The following is a 20,212-nucleotide window of genomic DNA, read 5'->3' as shown; positions in this document are numbered from 1 at the left end:
GGGGATTTTTACATGTGCCCGGCTAATCCGGGAGAGATCATCAGCAGGAGGCTCCTTTGTCATCATTCGATTACATTAAAACCGCGATTCGCCAGAAAGGCTGCACGCTGCAGCAGGTGGCGGACGCCAGCGGGATGACCAAGGGCTACCTTAGCCAGCTTCTGAACGCCAAAATCAAAAGTCCGAGCGCGCAGAAACTGGAAGCGCTGCACCGTTTTCTGGGGCTGGAGTTTCCACGTCAGCAGAAAAGTGTCGGCGTCGTGTTCGGCAAATTCTATCCGCTGCACACCGGTCATATCTACCTGCTTCAGCGCGCCGGAAGCCAGGTCGACGAGCTGCATGTGATCATGGGCTACGACGAAAAGCGCGATCGGGCGCTGTTTGAAGACAGCGCGATGTCGCAGCAGCCGACGGTGTCTGACCGTTTGCGCTGGTTGCTGCAAACCTTCAAGTATCAGAAAAACATCCGCATTCACGCCTTTAACGAAGAGGGCATGGAACCGTATCCGCACGGCTGGGACGTCTGGAGCAATGGTATCAAAGCGTTTATGGAAGAGAAGGGGATTGAGCCGAACTGGATTTACACCTCCGAAGAAGCCGATGCCCCTCAGTTCCGCGAGCACCTTGGGATCGAAACCGTGCTTATCGATCCGCAGCGCACGTTCATGAACATCAGCGGGGCGCAAATTCGTGAGAACCCATCGCGCTACTGGGAATACATTCCGACCGAAGTGAAGCCATTCTTCGTGCGCACGGTGGCTATTTTAGGCGGTGAATCCAGCGGTAAGTCGATGATGGTGAACAAACTCGCCAACATCTTCAACACCACCAGTGCCTGGGAATATGGCCGTGATTACGTCTTCTCCCATCTGGGCGGCGACGAGATGGCATTGCAGTATTCTGACTACGACAAAATCGCGCTGGGTCATGCGCAGTACATTGATTTTGCGGTGAAGTACGCCAATAAAGTGGCGTTTATTGATACCGACTTTGTGACCACCCAGGCTTTCTGCAAGAAATACGAAGGCCGCGAGCATCCGTTCGTGCAGGCGTTGATCGACGAATACCGTTTTGACCTGGTTATCGTGCTGGAAAATAATACCCCGTGGGTCGCCGATGGCCTGCGAAGCCTGGGCAGTTCGGTGGACAGAAAAGAGTTTCAGACCATGCTGGTCGATATGCTCAAAGAGAACAACATTGAGTACGTTCACGTTGAAGAGTCAGATTATGACGCCCGCTTCCTGCGGTGTGTTGAGCTGGTGAAGCAGATGATGGGCGAGCAGGGCTAAACAAAAAACCGGGCGCTGTGAAAGCTGCCCGGTTTTGTCATTTCACCCTTTCCAACGGGAAAGGGCATCACACCGCAAAATTACTTCGAAATACGCTTGTACTTGATACGCTTCGGCTCCAGCGCATCTGCGCCGAGGGTGCGTTTCTTGTACTCTTCGTACTCGGTAAAGTTACCTTCGAAGAATTCCACTTTACCTTCATCCTGGTAATCCAGAATGTGAGTAGCAATACGGTCAAGGAACCAACGGTCGTGGGAAATAACCATGGCGCAGCCCGGGAACTCCAGCAGGGCGTTTTCCAGCGCGCGCAGGGTTTCGATATCCAGGTCGTTGGTCGGTTCATCGAGCAGCAACACGTTCCCGCCGACCTGCAGCAGTTTCGCCAGATGCAGACGACCACGCTCACCACCGGACAGTTCGCCAACGCGTTTGCCCTGGTCGGTGCCCTTGAAGTTAAAGCGGCCAACGTAGGCGCGGCTAGGCATTTCGGTGTTGCCAACCTTCATGATATCCAGGCCGCCAGACACTTCTTCCCACACGGTTTTGCTGTTGTCCATGGCGTCGCGGAACTGGTCAACGGATGCCAGTTTCACCGTTTCACCCAAGGTGATGCTGCCGCTGTCCGGCTGTTCCTGGCCTGACATCATACGGAACAGGGTAGATTTACCCGCGCCGTTCGGGCCGATGATCCCGACAATCGCGCCTTTCGGCACGGAGAAGGTCAGGTCTTCAATCAGCAGACGCTCGCCGTAGGATTTACGCAGGTTGCTGACTTCAACCACTTTATCCCCCAGACGTGCTCCTGGTGGAATAAACAGTTCGTTGGTTTCGTTACGTTTCTGGTATTCGGTATTGTTGAGTTCTTCAAAGCGTGCCAGACGGGCTTTGCCCTTAGACTGACGGCCTTTCGCGCCCTGACGTACCCACTCCAGCTCTTTCTCGATAGATTTACGACGAGCGGCTTCTGAAGACGCTTCCTGCGCCAGACGCTGATCTTTCTGCTCAAGCCAGGAAGAGTAGTTGCCTTCCCATGGAATGCCTTCGCCGCGGTCCAGTTCGAGGATCCAGCCCGCCACGTTGTCGAGGAAGTAACGGTCGTGGGTGATGGCCACCACGGTGCCTTCGAAGTCGTGCAGGAAGCGTTCCAGCCAGGCCACGGACTCGGCGTCCAGGTGGTTGGTCGGTTCGTCGAGCAGCAGCATATCTGGTTTTTCGAGCAGCAGGCGGCACAGGGCCACACGGCGGCGCTCACCACCGGACAGGTTTTCGATTTTCGCATCCCAGTCTGGCAGACGCAGCGCATCTGCGGCGCGCTCAAGCTGCACGTTCAGGTTGTGACCGTCGTGCGCCTGAATGATTTCTTCGAACTTGCCTTGCTGAGCGGCCAGTTTGTCGAAATCGGCATCTGGTTCAGCATATTTCGCATAGACTTCGTCGAGACCTTTCAGGGCGTTAACCACTTCAGAAACGGCTTCTTCGACGGATTCGCGAACGGTTTGTTCCGGGTTGAGTTTCGGCTCCTGCGGCAGGTAACCAATTTTGGTACCAGGCTGCGGACGCGCTTCGCCTTCAATGTCGGTATCGATACCGGCCATGATGCGCAACAGGGTGGATTTACCGGCACCGTTCAGGCCCAGTACACCGATTTTTGCGCCAGGGAAGAAACTCAGAGAGATGTTTTTCAGAATATGACGCTTCGGCGGGACCACTTTACCGACGCGATGCATGGTATAAACGAATTGAGCCACGTTGGACTTCGCCTCTTTTATTTTGATGATAAGGAGTCAAAGGCGAAGTGTAGCCTTTTTCCAACGCTAATCCCAGCCAGGCGATCGTGATAACAGTAAAGGTAAAAAAGTGTTCATAACGTGGCGCAATCACCGTTGTCTGGTTAGCATAAAGAGAGGATCCGCTACGGAAAGATAATCACCGGACACGGCTTTTTTACGCGGCATGATGCTGCATTGACACAATTTTCTAAGGAGCGCATGTGGAAAAAGCTACACCCATGACGTGGCGTCTTCTGGCTGCTGGCGTCTGCCTGTTTACGGTCAGCAGTGCAGTTCACGCTGATTCACTGGATGAACAACGCAGTCGCTATTCCCAGATTAGACAGGCGTGGGATAACCATCAGATGGATGTCGTTGATCAACTGATGCCGACCCTGAAAGACTATCCGCTCTATCCCTATCTCGAATACCGTCAGCTGACTGACGATCTGATGAACGAACCGGCGGTCAGTGTGACCCAGTTCGTGCAGGCCAATCCGACCCTGCCGTCCGCGCGGACCCTGAAAAACCGCTTTGTGAATGAACTGGCGCGCCGTGAAGACTGGCGTGGCCTGCTGGCGTTCAGCCCTGATAAACCCGGCACCACCGAAGCGCAATGTAACTACTATTACGCAAAATATAACGTCGGCCAGACTCAGGATGCCTGGGATGGCGCAAAAACACTGTGGCTGACGGGTAAGAGCCAGCCTAACGCCTGCGATCCTTTATTCAGCGCCTGGCGTGCGTCCGGGACCCAGGATCCGCTGGCGTATCTGGAACGGATTCGCCTGGCGATGCAGGCCGGGAATACAAGCCTGGTTATCTCGCTTGCCAATCAAATGCCGACGGATTACCAGACCATTTCCGCGGCGGTGATAAGCCTAGCAAACAATCCGAACAGCGTGCTGAGCTTCGCGCAAAGCACCGGTGCGACTGATTTCACCCGCAAGATGGCGGCGGTGGCGTTTACCAGTGTCGCGCGTCAGGATGTAGAAAATGCGCGTTTGTTGATCCCGCAACTGGTTGAGGCGCAGAAACTCAATGAGAGTCAGACGCAGGATCTGCGCGATATCGTCGCCTGGCGTTTGATGGGCAACGACATCACGGCTGAGCAGGCGCAATGGCGTGATGACGCCATCATGCGTTCTGAATCGACCTCGCTGGTCGAGCGTCGCGTGCGGATGGCGATTGGCAATGGCGACCGTCGCGGGCTGAACACCTGGCTGGCGCGTCTGCCAATGGAAGCCAAAGATAAAGACGAATGGCGCTACTGGCAGGCTGATCTGTTGATGGATCGCGGTCGTGAGCAGGAAGCGAAAGATATTCTGCATTCCCTGATGCAGCAGCGCGGTTTCTATCCGATGGTGGCGGCGCAGCGTCTGGGTGAAGACTACTCGATTCGCGTCGAAAAACCGGAAGGCACAGTGGCTCCGCTGTTGGTCAATAGCCCAGAAATGGCCCGTGTGCGGGAGCTGATGTACTGGAATCTGGATAACACCGCGCGCAGCGAATGGGCGAATCTGGTGAGTAGCCGCACCCGTACCGAACAAGGGCAGCTGGCGAAATACGCTTTCGACCAGGACTGGTGGGATCTCAGCGTGCAGGCGACGATTTCCGGGAAGCTGTGGGATAACCTCAAAGAGCGTTTCCCGCTGGCGTACAAAGATTTGTTTGTGCGCTACACCGGCGATAAAGACATCTCCAAAAGCTATGCGATGGCGATTGCTCGTCAGGAAAGTGCCTGGAACCCGAAAGTCCGTTCACCGGTCGGCGCGACCGGGCTGATGCAAATCATGCCGGGTACCGCGACGCATACGGTGAAGATGTTTTCGATTCCGGGCTACAACAGCGCCAGTCAGCTGTTGGATCCGGAGACTAACATCAATATCGGCACCAGCTATCTGCAATACGTTTATCAGCAGTTTGGTAACAACCGCATCTATGCGTCAGCGGCGTATAACGCCGGTCCGGGCCGGGTCAGAACCTGGCAGGGCAACAGCGCAGGGCGCATCAACGCGACGGCGTTTGTCGAGAGCATTCCGTTCTCTGAAACACGCGGCTATGTGAAGAACGTGCTGGCGTACGACGCTTATTATCGCTATTTCATGGGCGATAAAACGCAAATCCTCACCGATGACGAATGGAAGCAGCGTTACTGATCCGCTGAGAGTATGTTATGCTTGTACTCGTTAAAGAGTACATTCGGCGGATGGCCTTGTGCCATCCGCCCCAACATGGTGGCGTAACATGACCCAACAATCCCCTTACTCAGCCGCAAATGCGGAACAGCGCCACCAGGAGTGGCTACGCTTTGTGGAACTGATGCGTCAGGCATTTGCCGCTGACCTGGATCTGCCGCTTTTAAATTTGATGATGACGCCGGACGAGCGCGAAGCGCTGGGTACGCGCGTGCGAATTATCGAAGAATTACTGCGCGGAGAGATGAGCCAGCGTGAGCTGAAAAGCGAACTGGGCGCGGGTATCGCAACCATCACCCGCGGCTCGAACAGCCTGAAGTCAGCGCCTGCTGAACTGCGTCAGTGGCTGGAACAGACGCTGCCGGAAACTCACCGATAAACGGCGTTGTGAAAAGGACTGAGTGCCAGAATCACCGCCTGATGATAGACACTGCTGCGGGTCAATTTGCCCGCAGTAAACACGCCAATCGCCCCCTCTTTACGGCCAATCTCATCGATACCGGTATAGTGTGACATCACCGGTCCGAGGGCATCGCCTGCGCCAACGCGCTCAAGGATAACCGCGGGCAGCGGCAGTGTGGCTGAACGGGCTTCGCCGCGCTGTTCACGCGTTTCAATCACCACCCAACTGAAGGTGCTGCCTTCGTCGATACCTGCTTCAATCGCCACCCAAAAGTCAGCGTCTGGTCGGACGAGTCGGGCATTTTGCACGCGATTTCGTGCGCCAGCGCGCGTTTCCTCATTTCCGAGGGGTTGTTCTGGCACACCGCTCTCGACGGAAACGGCGTCAATATGGCAGGAGCCTTCGCCGAAGATCTCGTTAAAAGCCTGCAGAATAGCCTTAATTTTGGCGGGATTGGTGGTAGCTGAGACAACCTTGTGCATAATCAGTACACTTACGAAAAAAATTATCATCGCAGTATAACGGAAAATTCGCATGTTACAGGTATACCTTGTTCGCCACGGTGAGACGCAGTGGAACGCCGAGCGACGTATTCAGGGCCAGTCCGACAGCCCGCTCACTGAAAAAGGTGAACAGCAGGCCCGGCAGGTAGGTGAGCGCGTCAAAACGCTCGGCATCACGCATATCATCTCCAGCGATCTGGGCCGCACGCGCCGTACCGCTGAGTTAATCGCGGAAGCCTGCGGTTGCAGCGTCACCTACGATCCGCGGTTACGTGAACTCGATATGGGCGTGCTCGAGCGCCGTCTGATCGACTCGCTGACTGAGGAAGAAGAAGGCTGGCGCCGGACGCTGGTAAACGGCACGGCTGATGGACGTATCCCGGAAGGGGAGTCAATGCAGGAGCTGGGTGACCGCATGAATGCGGCATTGCAGGATTGCCTTGAGCTGCCAAAAGGCAGTCGCCCGCTGTTGGTGAGTCACGGCATGGCGCTTGGGTGTCTGGTGAGTACGATTCTCGGCTTACCGGCCTACGCTGAGCGTCGTCTGCGTCTGCGGAACTGCTCAATCTCTCGCGTGGATTACCAGCAAAGCCCGTGGCTGGCACCCGGCTGGATTGTTGAAACCGCAGGCGACGTCACACATCTGGACGCCCCTGCGTTGGATGAACTGCAGCGCTAGCGGCGAATTGGAATCAGGTACTCGCAGCGCAGCTGGATAGGGAGTTCCTGATCCATCGCATCTTTCTGCGGGAAGAATCGTTCGATGTCCTGGCCCTTACGACGGGTCAGGCCGAGCATCGGCATGCAGGTACCATAAACGGTCAGCACAAATTCCTGCAATCCGTTTCCTAGCCCTTCATAAGTGAACATCACGTATTCACCGCCTTCCAGTTTCACCGGATGCGCATCCTGCAGATGGCCGTTAGCCATCTCAGGCGTCAGCGCCGTGGTGTACAGCACTTCCTGCTCATCGTCTCGTTCAAGACTTGGACGCGGTTCATGCAGGCCGTAAAGCATCGGCGGGATCGACGGCGAATTACCCAGGAAATCGCGCCAGAACTGGCCACGCATCTGCTGGCGGAATTCAGAGATCTCTTCTAGTTTACAGGTGTAGCTCTGGGTGATACCGACCAGCTGTGTGTCCGGCATGGCGATGAATTCGTACTTCGGCATTGTGAATTCACCCAGGCGCAGCGGCGGACGCATACCGAATGAACTCCAGTCCGGCGAACGGCGATACAGCGCTGGCGTCAGGCTAAACTGTTTCTTGAACGCGCGGGTAAAGGTCTGCTGAGAATCGAAACGGTACTGCAGGGCAATATCCAGAATCGGGCGCGCGGTCAGGCGCAGAGCCACAGCAGATTTTGACAGGCGACGAGCACGAATATAGGCGCCGATAGCATGACCGGTGACATCCTTGAACATCCTTTGTAGATGCCATTTGGAGTAACCCGCTTTGGCTGCAACGTTATCCAGTGACAAAGGTTGGTCGAGATGCCCTTCAAGCCAGCTAAGAAGATCGCGTATTATCCCAGCTTGATCCATATAATGTCCTCATCCTTTCGCAGGTGCCTGTAACTAGGGTAGCGGATAATAGCATTTTTTGATGTTTTAGCATTCAGTGTTTTTTTTGCTCTAAAGTGCGATAAAAGGTACTAAATAGGCATGATTTTTGTAAGGCTGTGATCTATAGATATTTTCTTCTGCGCAAGGGCATAATAACGAATGACTTTTACAGAAATGGTAACAATATGAAATACAAGCAGTTAATTACAGGCTGTCTGCTGGCATTGGCCTGCAGCGCAGCGCACGCAGAACAAGTGGGTTCTGTGGATACCGTCTTCAAGATGTTTGGCCCGGATCATAAGATTGTCGTTGAGGCCTTTGATGACCCGGATGTGAAGAACGTGACCTGCTATATCAGTCGCGCCAAAACCGGTGGCATCAAAGGCGGGCTGGGGCTTGCAGAAGATACCTCCGACGCGGCGATCTCCTGCCAGCAGGTTGGGCACATTGAGATAAGCGACAAGATTAAGAAGGGCAAAACGGAAGGGGAGGTCGTGTTCCAGAAACGGACTTCTCTGGTGTTCAAGAAACTGCAGGTCGTGCGTTTCTACGATGCCAAACGTAATGCGCTGGTCTATCTGACCTATTCCGACAAAGTGGTCGACGGTTCACCGAAAAATGCGATAAGCGCGGTACCGATCATGCCCTGGAAGGAATAACAGGCGAAAAAAAACGGCGCTAAGGCGCCGTTTTTTATGCACTGAGGAACTGATTATTCCTGCAGTTCGCCGCAGAAACGGTAACCTTCGCCATGGATAGTCGCGATGATTTCCGGAGTATCCGGCGTAGATTCAAAGTGTTTACGGATGCGACGGATTGTCACGTCAACCGTACGGTCGTGTGGCTTCAGCTCACGGCCGGTCATCTTCTTCAGCAGTTCTGCACGGGATTGGATCTTGCCCGGGTTTTCGCAGAAGTGCAGCATCGCGCGGAATTCACTGCGCGGCAGCTTATACTGTTCGCCGTTCGGGCTGACCAGTGAGCGGCTATTGATGTCCAGTTCCCAACCGTTAAACTTGTAGCTTTCCACGCTGCGGCGTTCTTCGCTCACGGTACCCAGATTCATGGTACGGGAGAGCAGGTTGCGCGCACGGATAGTCAGTTCACGAGGGTTGAACGGTTTAGTGATGTAATCGTCGGCGCCGATTTCCAGGCCGAGGATTTTATCCACTTCGTTGTCACGGCCGGTCAGGAACATCAGCGCGACGTTAGCTTGCTCACGCAGCTCACGCGCCAACAGCAGGCCATTTTTGCCCGGCAGGTTGATGTCCATGATGACCAGGTTGACATCATTTTCAGACAGGATCTGATGCATTTCCGCGCCATCGGTGGCTTCGAACACATCGTAACCTTCTGCTTCGAAAATACTTTTTAACGTGTTGCGTGTTACCAACTCGTCTTCAACGATAAGAATGTGCGGGGTCTGCATGTTTGCTACCTAAATTGCCAACTAAAATCGAAACAGGAAGTACAAAAGTCCCTGACCCGCCTGATGCATGTCGAAAATTAACATGACCGGCATAACATGACTAAAGTACGTAATTGCGTTCTTGATGCACTTTCCATCAACGTCAACAACATCATTAGCTTGGTCGTGGGTACTTTCCCTCTGGACCCGACAGTGTCAAAAACGGCTGTCATCCTAACCATTTTAACAGCAACATAACAGGCTCAGAGATGGCTGACACCCAATAAAACTACGCTTCGTTGACATATATCAAGTTCAATTGTAGCACGTTAACAGTCTTGTGAAATCCTTGCATCCAAATGCTAGCGTTTGTCACAATTTTTCAACAATTAATGTAATTGCAAGAATGAACTGATTAGCAAAATGAATCCAAAAGATGAGAGTTAATCCTATTTGAAATACCCTAGTAGAACATAAGGATATCGAGGTTCTGTTAACATATCTTATGGGATGATTCTTGGGTAATAGTTTAGCCTTATTGATGTGTTAAGAAACACCCTTTCAGCGTTTATTGTTGCAATTAAGTAAATTCGCGACGCGCAATATGATGATGTGCATCACATTGTGGTTGTGACAGAGCAAAAAAGAGAAGATTACATGCGCTTATCAATCGTGCTGGTTTCACCAGCAAGAGCCGAAAATATCGGCGCTGCAGCCCGGGCAATGAAGACCATGGGGTTCACAGAGATGCGAATTGTCGACAGTCAGGCGCACCTTGAGCCTGCGGCAAAGTGGGTCGCGCACGGGTCAGGTGAGATACTTGAAAATATCCAAACTTTTCCGACGCTTGCTGACGCATTGCACGATGTCGATTTCACCATTGCGACCACCGCGCGCAGTCGCGCTCGCTTCCACTATTACGCTACGCCCCAGGAACTGGTGCCTATCCTACAGGAAAAATCACAGTGGATGGGCCACGCGGCGCTGGTGTTTGGTCGCGAAGATTCCGGGCTGACCAACGATGAATTGGCGCTGGCTGATATTCTCACCGGCGTACCGATGGTGGCGGATTACCCGTCGTTGAATCTCGGCCAGGCGGTCATGGTATTTTGCTATCAGCTTTCGGCGTTAACCCAAATGCCGACGCCGCCTGTTGCTGAAGATAACGAAAATCAGCTTAAGGCGTTACGTGCGCGTGCCATGTCGTTACTGACCCAATTACAGGTCGCGGATGACGTCAAACTGGCCGACTGGCTTCAGCAGCGAATTGGCCTGCTCGGGCAGCGAGACACCGCAATGTTGCATCGATTACTGCATGATATCGAAAAAAATATTGCCGATTAAACTGCTGTTGTAAGTTTTTGTTATGGGTTAATGCTCTGCCATAGGCTTTTTCACCAGGCGATGCGTGGCGAAAAGCGACATCTTTCTGGCTCAGGCTAATGGTGTGACAAATGGGGGCGAATGTAAAAATTCGTTGACATAACAGGGCCAATACTTTAACCAATAGAGGTAGACGACAGACAATAACAATGACAGAGCACACAACATCCATGATTCGCATCAGCCGCATGACAACAATTATTACCACCACCATTACCACAGGTATCGGTGCGGGCTGACGCGTACAGGAAACACAGAAAAAAGCCCGCACCTGAACAGTGCGGGCTTTTTTTTCGACCAAAGATCAAGAGGTAAAAACCATGCGAGTCTTGAAGTTCGGCGGTACATCAGTGGCAAATGCAGAACGTTTCCTGCGTGTTGCCGATATTCTGGAAAGCAATGCCAGGCAGGGGCAGGTAGCAACCGTGCTCTCTGCCCCGGCCAAAATCACCAACCATCTGGTCGCGATGATTGAGAAAACCATCGGCGGTCAGGATGCTCTTCCAAATATTGCCGATGCCGAACGTATTTTTGCCGAACTGCTTCAGGGCCTTGCCGATCTCCAGCCTGGTTTTCCCCTCTCTCAGCTCAACGCGTTTGTTGAACAAGAATTCGCCCACATTAAACATGTCCTGCATGGCGTCAGCCTGCTGGGTCAGTGTCCGGACGGCGTCAATGCGTCCCTGATTTGCCGCGGCGAAAAGCTGTCGATTGCGATCATGGCGGGCCTGCTCGAAGCGCGTGGTCACAAGGTCAGCGTCATCGACCCGGTCGAAAAATTACTGGCCGTGGGCCACTATCTTGAATCCACCGTGGATATCGCTGAATCCACCCGCCGCATTGCCGCAAGCCAAATCCCGGCAGACCACATGGTGCTGATGGCCGGTTTTACTGCGGGCAATGACAAAGGCGAATTGGTGGTGCTGGGCCGTAACGGCTCCGACTACTCCGCTGCAGTACTGGCCGCATGCCTGCGCGCCGACTGCTGTGAAATCTGGACCGATGTCGACGGGGTATACACCTGCGATCCGCGTCAGGTGCCGGACGCTCGCCTGCTGAAATCGATGTCCTATCAGGAAGCGATGGAGCTTTCCTATTTCGGTGCCAAAGTTCTGCACCCGCGTACCATCGCGCCAATCGCACAGTTCCAGATTCCTTGCCTGATCAAAAACACCGGCAATCCGCAGGCGCCTGGCACGCTAATCGGGGCCAGCCATAACGAAGATGGCCTGGCGGTGAAGGGAATTTCCAACCTCAATAACATGGCGATGTTTAACGTCTCCGGGCCGGGCATGAAAGGCATGGTCGGCATGGCGGCGCGCGTCTTCGCTACCATGTCCCGCGCCGGTATTTCCGTGGTACTGATCACCCAGTCGTCCTCTGAATACAGCATCAGCTTCTGCGTACCGCAAATCGACTGCGCCCGCGCGAAGCGGGCGATGGAAGATGAGTTCTATCTGGAGCTGAAAGAGGGCCTACTGGAGCCGCTGTCGATCATGGAACGCCTGGCGATTATCTCCGTCGTCGGTGATGGGATGCGTACGCTACGCGGAATTTCTGCCAAATTCTTTGCGGCGCTGGCCCGCGCCAACATCAACATTGTGGCGATTGCCCAGGGCTCGTCCGAGCGTTCAATTTCCGTCGTGGTGAACAACGACGATGCCACCACCGGCGTACGCGTTACGCATCAGATGCTGTTCAATACCGACCAGGTGATCGAAGTGTTTGTGATTGGCGTGGGCGGCGTGGGCGGTGCACTGCTGGAGCAGCTCAAACGCCAGCAGACCTGGCTCAAGAACAAGCACATTGATCTGCGCGTGTGTGGCGTGGCGAACTCCCGCGCGCTGTTGACCAACGTGCATGGCCTGAATCTGGAAGACTGGAAAGGTGAGCTGGCCGAAGCCAAAGAGCCGTTCAACCTCGGTCGTCTGATCCGTCTGGCGAAAGAGTATCACCTGCTGAACCCGGTGATTGTGGACTGTACTTCCAACCAGGCGGTGGCAGATCAGTACGCCGACTTCCTGCGTGAAGGCTTCCACGTCGTGACACCAAATAAGAAAGCGAACACCTCGTCGATGAACTACTATCACGAGTTGCGCCAGGCGGCCGCGGGTTCACGTCGCAAATTCCTGTACGACACCAACGTTGGCGCGGGTTTGCCGGTTATCGAGAACCTGCAAAACTTGCTCAATGCGGGCGATGAGCTGCAAAAATTCTCCGGCATTCTGTCGGGTTCACTGTCGTTCATTTTCGGCAAGCTGGACGAAGGCATGAGTTTGTCGCAGGCGACCACCATCGCCCGCGAAATGGGCTACACCGAACCCGATCCGCGTGACGATCTTTCCGGAATGGATGTGGCGCGTAAGCTGCTGATCCTCGTCCGTGAAACCGGACGTCATCTGGAACTGAGTGATATCGTGGTCGAATCCGTACTGCCGGATCACTTCGATGACAGTGGCGATACCGAGAGCTTTATGGCGCGCCTGCCGCAGCTCGACGATGAGTTTGCGGCGCGCATCGCACGGGCCCGGGACGAAGGCAAAGTGCTGCGCTACGTCGGTAACATCGAAGACGATGGCGTGTGTCGTGTGAAAATTGCTGAAGTAGACGGCAACGATCCGTTGTACAAAGTGAAAAACGGCGAGAACGCGCTGGCTTTCTATAGCCACTATTATCAGCCGCTGCCGCTGGTTCTGCGCGGTTATGGCGCAGGCAACGACGTGACTGCGGCCGGGGTGTTTGCCGACTTGCTGCGCACCCTGTCCTGGAAGTTAGGAGTTTAAGATGGTTAAGGTCTATGCCCCGGCGTCCAGCGCCAATATGAGCGTTGGATTTGATGTGCTTGGCGCAGCGGTTGCGCCAGTTGACGGCACGCTGTTGGGCGATAATGTAGAAGTCGTCGCGGCTGAGACTTTCAGCCTGAAAAATGTTGGCCACTTCGCCAGCAAACTGCCGCCGGAACCGCGGGAAAATATCGTTTATCAGTGCTGGGAACGCTTCTGTCAGGAAATTGGCAAAACCGTCCCCGTCGCGATGACCCTTGAAAAGAACATGCCGATTGGCTCTGGTCTGGGCTCCAGCGCCTGCTCCGTGGTTGCCGCCCTGGTGGCAATGAACGAATTCTGCGGCAAGCCGCTCAACGACGGCAAAATGCTGGCGCTGATGGGCGAGCTGGAAGGGCGCATCTCTGGTAGCGTGCATTACGATAACGTGGCGCCGTGTTTCCTCGGCGGCATTCAATTGATGCTTGAAGAAAACGGCATCATCAGCCAGCAGATCCCGGCCTTCGATGAATGGCTGTGGGTGCTGGCGTATCCGGGCATTAAGGTGTCGACCGCCGAAGCGCGCGCGATTTTACCGGCGCAGTATCGCCGTCAGGATTGCATCGCGCATGGCCGTCATCTGGCGGGCTTCATTCACGCCTGTTACAGCCGTCAGCCCGAGCTTGCGGCGAAACTGATGAAAGACGTCATTGCAGAACCGTATCGCACCAAGCTGCTGCCAGGCTTTGGCGAAGCGCGTCAGGCGGTGGCGGAAATTGGTGCGTTGGCCAGCGGGATTTCAGGCTCCGGCCCGACGATGTTCGCCCTGTGCGATAACCCGGGAACCGCACAACGAGTCGCAGACTGGCTCAGTAAACACTATCTGCAAAATCAGGAAGGCTTCGTTCATATTTGCCGGCTGGACACGGCGGGCGCTCGCGTAGTGGGATAACCGATGAAACTGTATAACTTAAAAGATCATAATGAGCAGGTCAGCTTCGCGCAGGCCGTGACGCAAGGGTTGGGCAAAAATCAGGGGCTGTTCTTTCCGCATGATCTGCCGGAATTCAGCCTGACCGAAATCGACGAGATGCTGAAGCTGGATTTCGTCACCCGCAGCGCCAAAATTCTGTCGGCGTTTATCGGCGATGAAATTGCACCGCAGGAGCTGGAATCTCGCATTCGCGCGGCGTTTGCTTTCCCGGCCCCGGTGAAACCGGTGCAGGAAGACGTTGGCTGCCTGGAGCTGTTCCACGGGCCGACTCTGGCGTTTAAAGATTTTGGCGGCCGCTTTATGGCGCAAATGCTGACTCACATCAGCGGCGATAAGCCTGTAACCATTCTGACCGCCACTTCCGGTGATACCGGCGCGGCGGTTGCACATGCGTTTTACGGTCTGAAAAACGTGCGCGTGGTTATTCTTTACCCGAACGGCAAAATTAGTCCGCTGCAGGAAAAACTGTTCTGTACCCTCGGCGGTAACATTGAAACCGTGGCTATCGACGGTGATTTCGATGCCTGTCAGGCGCTGGTGAAACAGGCCTTCGATGACGAAGAGCTGAAAGTAGCGCTGGGTCTGAACTCGGCGAACTCGATTAACATCAGCCGTCTGCTGGCGCAGATTTGCTACTACTTCGAAGCGGTGGCGCAGTTGCCTCAGGAAGCCCGCAACCAGCTGGTGATTTCCGTTCCAAGCGGTAACTTTGGTGATTTGACCGCGGGCCTGCTGGCGAAATCGCTGGGCCTGCCGGTGAAACGTTTTATCGCCGCGACCAATGCCAACGACACTGTGCCGCGCTTCCTGCAGGACGGCAGCTGGACACCGAAGCCAACTCAGGCGACGCTCTCTAACGCGATGGACGTCAGCCAGCCGAACAACTGGCCGCGCGTGGAAGAGCTGTTCCGGCGCAAAGTGTGGCGTCTGAACGAACTGGGCTATGCAGCTATCGACGATGAGACCACCAAAGGGACCATGCGCGAGTTGCAGACTTTGGGTTACACCTCTGAACCGCATGCGGCGGTGGCCTACCGCGCGCTGCGCGATCGTCTCAATCCAGGGGAATATGGCCTGTTCCTCGGCACCGCGCACCCGGCGAAATTCAAGGAAAGCGTAGAATCGATCCTCGAAACCGAGCTGCCGTTGCCAAAAGAGCTGGCGGATCGCGCCGATCTGCCTCTGTTATCGCATTATCTGCCAGCTGACTTCGCAGAACTGCGTAAGTTGATGATGGCAAAGGCATAACGTCTGTCTGAACGGACATAAAGCCGGGTTGGCATTTTGCGACCCGGCTTTTTTATGGGCAAATGTGGAGAAAATAGGGAGGCAATAAGTAGGGATTAAGGACAAATTCCCAATAAATGCGGGCACTTAGATATTAGGATTGCGGAGAATAACAAGTCCGCTTCAGGACATGTAAGCTCATTTCATCGACCCTAAACGGGCAATGATGTGAATGGAGTAACCTATGACTACGTTAAAACCTGTAATTTTGGCACTTTCTATGATGCTGGTGGCTCCGGCGGTAGTACATGCTTCTGAAATCACTCTGGTCCCGGCGGTGAAACTGCAGATTGGCGATCAGGATAACCGTGGTAATTACTGGGATGGCGGCAACTGGCGCGACCATGACTGGTGGAATCATCACTACGAGCGTCACGATAATCATTGGCGTGCACGTGATGATCATCATGATCACCACGACGATCACCACGGTAAAGAGCATCACGATAACGGCAATCACTATGGTCAGTACAAACACCACTAAACATAACGCCAGCATTGCGCTGGCGTTTTGTTTTACTGCTCGTGCCGTTTAAACACCAGCTCGCCGTCAGTCGATGCGGCTTCATCAAAGAAATACCCTTCGCTATCAAACGCTTTCAGCTGTTCTGGCTTCGTCAGGCGGTTTTCAATGATGTAACGGCTCATCAGTCCACGCGCTTTTTTGGCGTAGAAACTGATGACTTTAAACTTGCCGTTTTTCTCATCCAGGAACACCGGCTTGATAATTTTGCCCTCTAACACCTTCGACTTCACTGCTCTGAAGTATTCGTCCGAGGCCAGATTGATAACGATATCGTCACCCTGAGCCTTCAGAACTTCGTTGAGTTTGTGGGTGATGACCTCACCCCAGAAATGGTAGAGGTCTTTGCCTTTGGCATTTTCGAGGCGAATGCCCATTTCCAGACGATACGGCTGCATCAAATCCAGCGGACGCAGCACGCCGTACAGACCGGAGAGCATACGTAGATGCTGTTGGGCGAAATCAAAATCGGCTTCGCTGAACTCTTCCGCCTGCAGTCCGGTGTAAACATCGCCTTTAAACGCGAGGATCGCCGGGCGCGCATTTTGCGGGGTGAAATCCGGGTGCCAGTCGTGAAAACGGGTGGCGTTGAGGTCGGCGAGCTTGTCGCTGATGCTCATCAGTTTGCCAATCTGCGGCGCAGACAGCTTGCGCGCCACGCTAATGAGCTGCTGGGAATAGTCCAGCAGTTCCGGATGGGTGTAGCGCGCCGTTGGCAGGTCGCTCTGGTAATCGAGCGTTTTAGCAGGTGAAATCAGAATCAGCATAATCAGTCCTTGCGGGCATTTTTCCGTGACTTTAGCAAAAAACGCCCGGGAAAGGATCGATAGCTGCTATTGGCGAGGCACATCATCCCAGCTTCCTGGCGCCAGCTGCTGTTCAATGTCCGGATAACGCGCCGGGTCGAACACCGGTTTCACGCCCATTTTGCGCTGTCGCAGATAATCGCTGGCAATAATCTTCACCACCGGGGAAAGCAGCATAATAGCGGTCAGGTTGGTGATGGCCATCAGCGCCATGATGATATCGGCGAGCTGCCAGACAACCGGCAGGCTCAGCATCGTGCCCAGCATCACCATCATCAGGGTCACCCCGCGCAGAAGCCAGACGTTAAGCGGGCTGTTCAGCTTCAGGTAAATCAGATTATTTTCAGCGTAGATATAGTTGGCCACGATCGAGCTGAAGGAGAACAGCAGCACGATCCCCGCCACAAACCCCGCGCCCCAGCTACCGGCTAAAGACGCCACCGCGTTTTGCACCAGCTGGATGCCGTCGAGTGAGCCTTGAGGGGACGTCTTCCCGGCGAGCAGCACAACCATTGCCGTGGCGGTACAAATCACCAGCGTATCAACCAGCACGCCGATCATCTGCACGATACCCTGCGCAGCAGGATGCGGAGGCCATGAAGCCGCAGCAGCAGCGGCATTAGGCGTCGAGCCCATGCCGGCTTCGTTGGAAAACATGCCGCGCTGGAAGCCGCTGGTTATCGCCTGGCTGATGGTATAACCCACCGCACCGGCGGCAGCTTCCTGCCAGCCAAACGCGCTGCGGATGATAGTTTCAAACACTTTTGGAATTTCAGTGAAGTGCCAAAGGCTAATGAACACACTGGCGGCGACCCACAGCAGCGCCATTACCGGCACCAGCCACTGCATCAATTTCGCGACGCCGCGCAGGCCGCGCATCACCGTCACCAGGATGCAAGCGACCAACACCAGACCGGTCATAAGTTCAGGCAAATGAAACGCATAATGCATGGCATTAGCGACGGAGTTCGCCTGGACGGTGTTGAAAATCAGGCCGTACGCCAGCAGCAGAAACACGGAGAACATGACGCCCATCCAGCGCATGCCCAGCCCGCGGGACATATACCACGCCGGTCCGCCGCGAAATTGCCCTTCGGCATCGCGCTCTTTGTAGAGCTGCGCCAGAGAGCATTCGGCGAAACTGCTCGCCATGCCGATGATGGCGGAAACCCACATCCAGAAGACAGCGCCGGGGCCGCCTGCGGTCAGTGCAATGGCGACGCCGGCAAGGTTGCCGCTGCCGACGCGAGCCGCAAGGCTGGTGCACAGTGCCTGGAACGAGGTCAGGCCGCCTGACTGAGGCGTAAGGCTGCTTTTAAGACTTTTGCCAAACTGGCGAAGATAGCGAAACTGGATATAACCCGTTCGCCATGTGAACCACACTCCGGCGCCGAGCAGCAGGTAAATCATTACCGAGCCCCAGAGTATTTCGTTGATAAATGATAGGAATTCAGGCATTTAACGTCCCTTAGTCGATGCCGGAGACAACTGTAAGCGCTACCATTAAGAGATAATCCATTATCGGATAGGCCATGAATATATTGAGTTTATCATACTCTGCGCTCATGGACCGTCTGCGGTTGCGCTGAAAACGGGGCGTGATATTATCGAGTCAGAACGGTTTACATCCCCCTAACAGCTGTTTAAAGAGAAACACTATCATGACGGATAAATTGACCTCCCTGCGTCAGTACACAACCGTAGTGGCTGACACCGGAGACATCGCGGCAATGAAGCTGTATCAGCCTCAGGATGCGACAACCAACCCTTCTCTGATCCTCGGCGCTGCCCAAATCCCTGAATACCGCAAGCTGATTGACGAAGCGATTGCCTGGGCGAAAAGCCAGAGCAGCAACCGTGAGCAGCAGGTTGTCGATGCGACCGATAAACTGGCGGTAAACATCGGTCTGGAGATCCTGAAACTGATCCCTGGCCGTATCTCTACCGAAGTGGATGCGCGCCTGTCTTACGACACCGAAGGCTCCATCGCCAAAGCGAAACACCTGATCAAGCTGTACAACGATGCTGGCATCAGCAACGACCGTATCCTTATCAAACTCGCGTCCACCTGGCAGGGCATCCGTGCCGCTGAGCAGCTGGAAAAAGAAGGCATCAACTGTAACCTGACCCTGCTGTTCTCCTTTGCTCAGGCGCGTGCGTGTGCAGAAGCGGGCGTGTTCCTGATTTCTCCGTTTGTTGGCCGTATCCTCGACTGGTACAAATCCAACACCGACAAGAAAGAGTACGCACCGGCTGAAGATCCAGGCGTGGTTTCTGTGTCTGAAATCTACAGCTACTACAAACAGCACGGCTACGAAACTGTCGTGATGGGTGCAAGCTTCCGTAACGTGGGCGAAATCCTGGAACTGGCTGGCTGTGACCGTCTGACCATCGCTCCACCACTGCTGAAAGAGCTGGCTGAAGCGGAAGGCGCAATCGAACGTAAACTGGTTTACACCGGTGAAGTGAAAGCGCGTCCAGAACGTATCACTGAATCCCAGTTCCTGTGGCAGCACAACCAGGATCCGATGGCAGTAGACAAACTGGCGGACGGTATCCGTAAGTTTGCTATCGACCAGGAAAAACTGGAAAAAATGATCGGCGACCTGCTGTAATCATTTCAGATGTGACCGGGCTTCCGGTCACATCTTCCTCGCGTTATTTGTCTCAGTTTCCCTTCCGCGTGTATCATTCCGCTTAACCGCATTTTTTAACGGAATTGATATGAACACTCTTCGCATTGGCCTTGTCTCCATCTCCGATCGCGCTTCAAGCGGCGTTTACCAGGATAAAGGCATTCCGGCACTGGAAGCCTGGCTGGCCCGCGCACTGACGACCCCTTTCGAACTGCAAACCCGTCTGATCCCAGACGAACAGATCATCATCGAGCAGACGCTGTGCGAGCTGGTGGATGAAATGAGCTGCCATTTGGTGTTGACCACGGGGGGAACTGGCCCTGCGCGCCGCGACGTCACGCCGGACGCGACACTGGCGATTGCCGACCGTGAAATGCCAGGCTTTGGCGAACAGATGCGCCAGATAAGCCTGCACTTTGTGCCGACGGCTATCCTTTCGCGCCAGGTCGGCGTGATCCGCAAACAGGCGTTAATCCTGAATCTGCCAGGCCAGCCGAAATCCATCCAGGAAACGCTGGAAGGCGTGAAAGACGACGCAGGGAAGGTGCTGGTGCACGGTATTTTCGCCAGTGTACCGTATTGTGTACAGTTGCTTGAGGGGCCGTATGTGGAAACTGACCCGCAGGTCGTCGACGCATTTCGTCCTAAAAGTGCGCGCCGCGACACAATCTCCTAAAGATAACTC

Annotated in this window: 19 protein-coding genes and 1 other annotated feature; of the genes, 13 read left to right on the top strand and 6 right to left on the bottom strand. The window is 54.5% G+C overall.

The features are described 5' to 3' along the window. Positions 1-56: 56 nt before the first annotated feature. Positions 57-1,289: a multifunctional transcriptional regulator/nicotinamide-nucleotide adenylyltransferase/ribosylnicotinamide kinase NadR gene (nadR, locus tag A8O29_RS19600; RefSeq protein WP_110510687.1), complete on the top strand. Its 1,233-nt coding sequence runs from the start codon at positions 57-59 to the stop codon at positions 1,287-1,289. 80 nt (positions 1,290-1,369) lie between these two features. On the opposite strand, the gene ettA is transcribed toward nadR, so the two are convergent. Then, positions 1,370-3,037, bottom strand: a complete 1,668-nt coding sequence (ettA, locus tag A8O29_RS19595) for an energy-dependent translational throttle protein EttA (RefSeq protein ID WP_125354028.1) — start codon at positions 3,035-3,037, stop codon at positions 1,370-1,372. A gap of 242 nt (positions 3,038-3,279) precedes the next feature. Between ettA and sltY the strand changes: the two genes are divergently transcribed. After that, positions 3,280-5,217 carry a murein transglycosylase gene (gene sltY, locus A8O29_RS19590; RefSeq protein WP_125354027.1) on the top strand — a complete coding sequence of 646 codons (1,938 nt, stop codon included), beginning with the start codon at positions 3,280-3,282 and terminating at the stop codon, positions 5,215-5,217. Positions 5,218-5,305: 88 nt separating this feature from the next. Further along, entirely contained in the window at positions 5,306-5,635 is a 330-nt protein-coding gene (trpR, locus tag A8O29_RS19585) for a trp operon repressor (protein WP_125354026.1), read from the top strand. Here trpR and yjjX read toward each other — a convergent pair. Beyond that, on the bottom strand, positions 5,626-6,141 hold the full coding sequence (gene yjjX, locus A8O29_RS19580; RefSeq protein ID WP_125354025.1) for an inosine/xanthosine triphosphatase: 516 nt from the start codon (positions 6,139-6,141) through the stop codon (positions 5,626-5,628). The genes trpR and yjjX overlap by 10 nt on opposite strands. Before the next feature lie 52 nt (positions 6,142-6,193). Here yjjX and gpmB point away from each other — a divergent pair, with 52 nt between their 5' ends. Continuing rightward, on the top strand, positions 6,194-6,841 hold the full coding sequence (gpmB, locus tag A8O29_RS19575; protein WP_125354024.1) for a 2,3-diphosphoglycerate-dependent phosphoglycerate mutase GpmB: 648 nt from the start codon (positions 6,194-6,196) through the stop codon (positions 6,839-6,841). On the opposite strand, the gene robA is transcribed toward gpmB, so the two are convergent. After that, positions 6,838-7,707 (bottom strand): MDR efflux pump AcrAB transcriptional activator RobA, encoded by an 870-nt coding sequence (gene robA / locus A8O29_RS19570; protein ID WP_125354023.1) that lies wholly within the window; start codon positions 7,705-7,707, stop codon positions 6,838-6,840. The two genes, gpmB and robA, sit on opposite strands and share 4 nt — an antisense overlap. Before the next feature lie 206 nt (positions 7,708-7,913). Between robA and creA the strand changes: the two genes are divergently transcribed. After that, positions 7,914-8,387 (top strand): protein CreA, encoded by a 474-nt coding sequence (creA, locus tag A8O29_RS19565; RefSeq protein WP_125354022.1) that lies wholly within the window; start codon positions 7,914-7,916, stop codon positions 8,385-8,387. 53 nt (positions 8,388-8,440) lie between these two features. Here the strand turns inward: creA and arcA are convergent, their stop codons facing one another. Beyond that, positions 8,441-9,157: a two-component system response regulator ArcA gene (gene arcA, locus A8O29_RS19560; RefSeq protein WP_097162790.1), complete on the bottom strand. Its 717-nt coding sequence runs from the start codon at positions 9,155-9,157 to the stop codon at positions 8,441-8,443. A gap of 96 nt (positions 9,158-9,253) precedes the next feature. Between arcA and yjjY the strand changes: the two genes are divergently transcribed. The 6 genes from yjjY to A8O29_RS19525 all read left to right on the top strand — a co-directional run bounded on the left by yjjY (position 9,254) and on the right by A8O29_RS19525 (position 16,046). After that, positions 9,254-9,394 (top strand): YjjY family protein, encoded by a 141-nt coding sequence (gene yjjY, locus A8O29_RS19555; protein WP_001541509.1) that lies wholly within the window; start codon positions 9,254-9,256, stop codon positions 9,392-9,394. 399 nt (positions 9,395-9,793) lie between these two features. Beyond that, entirely contained in the window at positions 9,794-10,480 is a 687-nt protein-coding gene (locus tag A8O29_RS19550) for a tRNA/rRNA methyltransferase (protein WP_125354021.1), read from the top strand. Between the two features lie 216 nt (positions 10,481-10,696). Then, positions 10,697-10,814 (top strand) — a sequence feature (Thr leader region). 25 nt (positions 10,815-10,839) lie between these two features. Continuing rightward, positions 10,840-13,302, top strand: coding sequence for a bifunctional aspartate kinase/homoserine dehydrogenase I (thrA, locus tag A8O29_RS19540; protein WP_133460959.1), 2,463 nt, complete (start codon positions 10,840-10,842; stop codon positions 13,300-13,302). Position 13,303: 1 nt separating this feature from the next. Beyond that, positions 13,304-14,233 (top strand): homoserine kinase, encoded by a 930-nt coding sequence (gene thrB, locus A8O29_RS19535; RefSeq protein WP_125354020.1) that lies wholly within the window; start codon positions 13,304-13,306, stop codon positions 14,231-14,233. A 3-nt stretch (positions 14,234-14,236) separates the two neighbouring features. Next, positions 14,237-15,523: a threonine synthase gene (thrC, locus tag A8O29_RS19530; protein ID WP_125354019.1), complete on the top strand. Its 1,287-nt coding sequence runs from the start codon at positions 14,237-14,239 to the stop codon at positions 15,521-15,523. A 223-nt stretch (positions 15,524-15,746) separates the two neighbouring features. Continuing rightward, entirely contained in the window at positions 15,747-16,046 is a 300-nt protein-coding gene (locus tag A8O29_RS19525; protein WP_125354018.1) for a DUF2502 domain-containing protein, read from the top strand. Positions 16,047-16,078: 32 nt separating this feature from the next. Here A8O29_RS19525 and yaaA read toward each other — a convergent pair whose 3' ends face one another. Together yaaA and A8O29_RS19515 are read right to left on the bottom strand one after the other, a co-directional pair. Further along, a complete protein-coding gene (gene yaaA, locus A8O29_RS19520; protein WP_125354017.1) occupies positions 16,079-16,852 on the bottom strand; it encodes a peroxide stress protein YaaA in 774 nt (257 codons plus the stop codon). A 66-nt stretch (positions 16,853-16,918) separates the two neighbouring features. Further along, on the bottom strand, positions 16,919-18,349 hold the full coding sequence (locus A8O29_RS19515) for an alanine/glycine:cation symporter family protein (RefSeq protein ID WP_125354016.1): 1,431 nt from the start codon (positions 18,347-18,349) through the stop codon (positions 16,919-16,921). Between the two features lie 203 nt (positions 18,350-18,552). On the opposite strand from A8O29_RS19515, the gene tal reads away from it, so the two are divergent. Together tal and mog are read left to right on the top strand one after the other, a co-directional pair. Further along, the gene (tal, locus tag A8O29_RS19510; protein ID WP_125354015.1) at positions 18,553-19,506 is read left to right on the top strand and encodes a transaldolase; all 954 of its coding nucleotides are present in this window, start codon (positions 18,553-18,555) and stop codon (positions 19,504-19,506) included. A gap of 109 nt (positions 19,507-19,615) precedes the next feature. Further along, entirely contained in the window at positions 19,616-20,203 is a 588-nt protein-coding gene (gene mog / locus A8O29_RS19505; protein WP_125354014.1) for a molybdopterin adenylyltransferase, read from the top strand. Positions 20,204-20,212 lie beyond the last annotated feature (9 nt).

This window comes from Scandinavium goeteborgense (assembly GCF_003935895.2).
GTDB lineage: Bacteria > Pseudomonadota > Gammaproteobacteria > Enterobacterales > Enterobacteriaceae > Scandinavium > Scandinavium goeteborgense.
Note: the sequence above shows the minus strand (reverse complement) of the source record. Positions and strands in the feature narration are given on the sequence as shown.

What these genes read in the sequence shown, in the direction of transcription:
- trpR (WP_125354026.1), top strand. Translation starts at nt 5,306, where the DNA reads ATGACCCAACAATCCCCTTACTCAGCCGCAAATGCGGAACAGCGCCAC.
- yjjX (WP_125354025.1), bottom strand. Translation starts at nt 6,141, where the DNA reads ATGCACAAGGTTGTCTCAGCTACCACCAATCCCGCCAAAATTAAGGCT.
- gpmB (WP_125354024.1), top strand. Translation starts at nt 6,194, where the DNA reads ATGTTACAGGTATACCTTGTTCGCCACGGTGAGACGCAGTGGAACGCC.
- robA (WP_125354023.1), bottom strand. Translation starts at nt 7,707, where the DNA reads ATGGATCAAGCTGGGATAATACGCGATCTTCTTAGCTGGCTTGAAGGG.
- creA (WP_125354022.1), top strand. Translation starts at nt 7,914, where the DNA reads ATGAAATACAAGCAGTTAATTACAGGCTGTCTGCTGGCATTGGCCTGC.
- arcA (WP_097162790.1), bottom strand. Translation starts at nt 9,157, where the DNA reads ATGCAGACCCCGCACATTCTTATCGTTGAAGACGAGTTGGTAACACGC.
- yjjY (WP_001541509.1), top strand. Translation starts at nt 9,254, where the DNA reads ATGACTAAAGTACGTAATTGCGTTCTTGATGCACTTTCCATCAACGTC.
- A8O29_RS19550 (WP_125354021.1), top strand. Translation starts at nt 9,794, where the DNA reads ATGCGCTTATCAATCGTGCTGGTTTCACCAGCAAGAGCCGAAAATATC.
- thrA (WP_133460959.1), top strand. Translation starts at nt 10,840, where the DNA reads ATGCGAGTCTTGAAGTTCGGCGGTACATCAGTGGCAAATGCAGAACGT.
- thrB (WP_125354020.1), top strand. Translation starts at nt 13,304, where the DNA reads ATGGTTAAGGTCTATGCCCCGGCGTCCAGCGCCAATATGAGCGTTGGA.
- thrC (WP_125354019.1), top strand. Translation starts at nt 14,237, where the DNA reads ATGAAACTGTATAACTTAAAAGATCATAATGAGCAGGTCAGCTTCGCG.
- A8O29_RS19525 (WP_125354018.1), top strand. Translation starts at nt 15,747, where the DNA reads ATGACTACGTTAAAACCTGTAATTTTGGCACTTTCTATGATGCTGGTG.
- yaaA (WP_125354017.1), bottom strand. Translation starts at nt 16,852, where the DNA reads ATGCTGATTCTGATTTCACCTGCTAAAACGCTCGATTACCAGAGCGAC.
- A8O29_RS19515 (WP_125354016.1), bottom strand. Translation starts at nt 18,349, where the DNA reads ATGCCTGAATTCCTATCATTTATCAACGAAATACTCTGGGGCTCGGTA.
- tal (WP_125354015.1), top strand. Translation starts at nt 18,553, where the DNA reads ATGACGGATAAATTGACCTCCCTGCGTCAGTACACAACCGTAGTGGCT.
- mog (WP_125354014.1), top strand. Translation starts at nt 19,616, where the DNA reads ATGAACACTCTTCGCATTGGCCTTGTCTCCATCTCCGATCGCGCTTCA.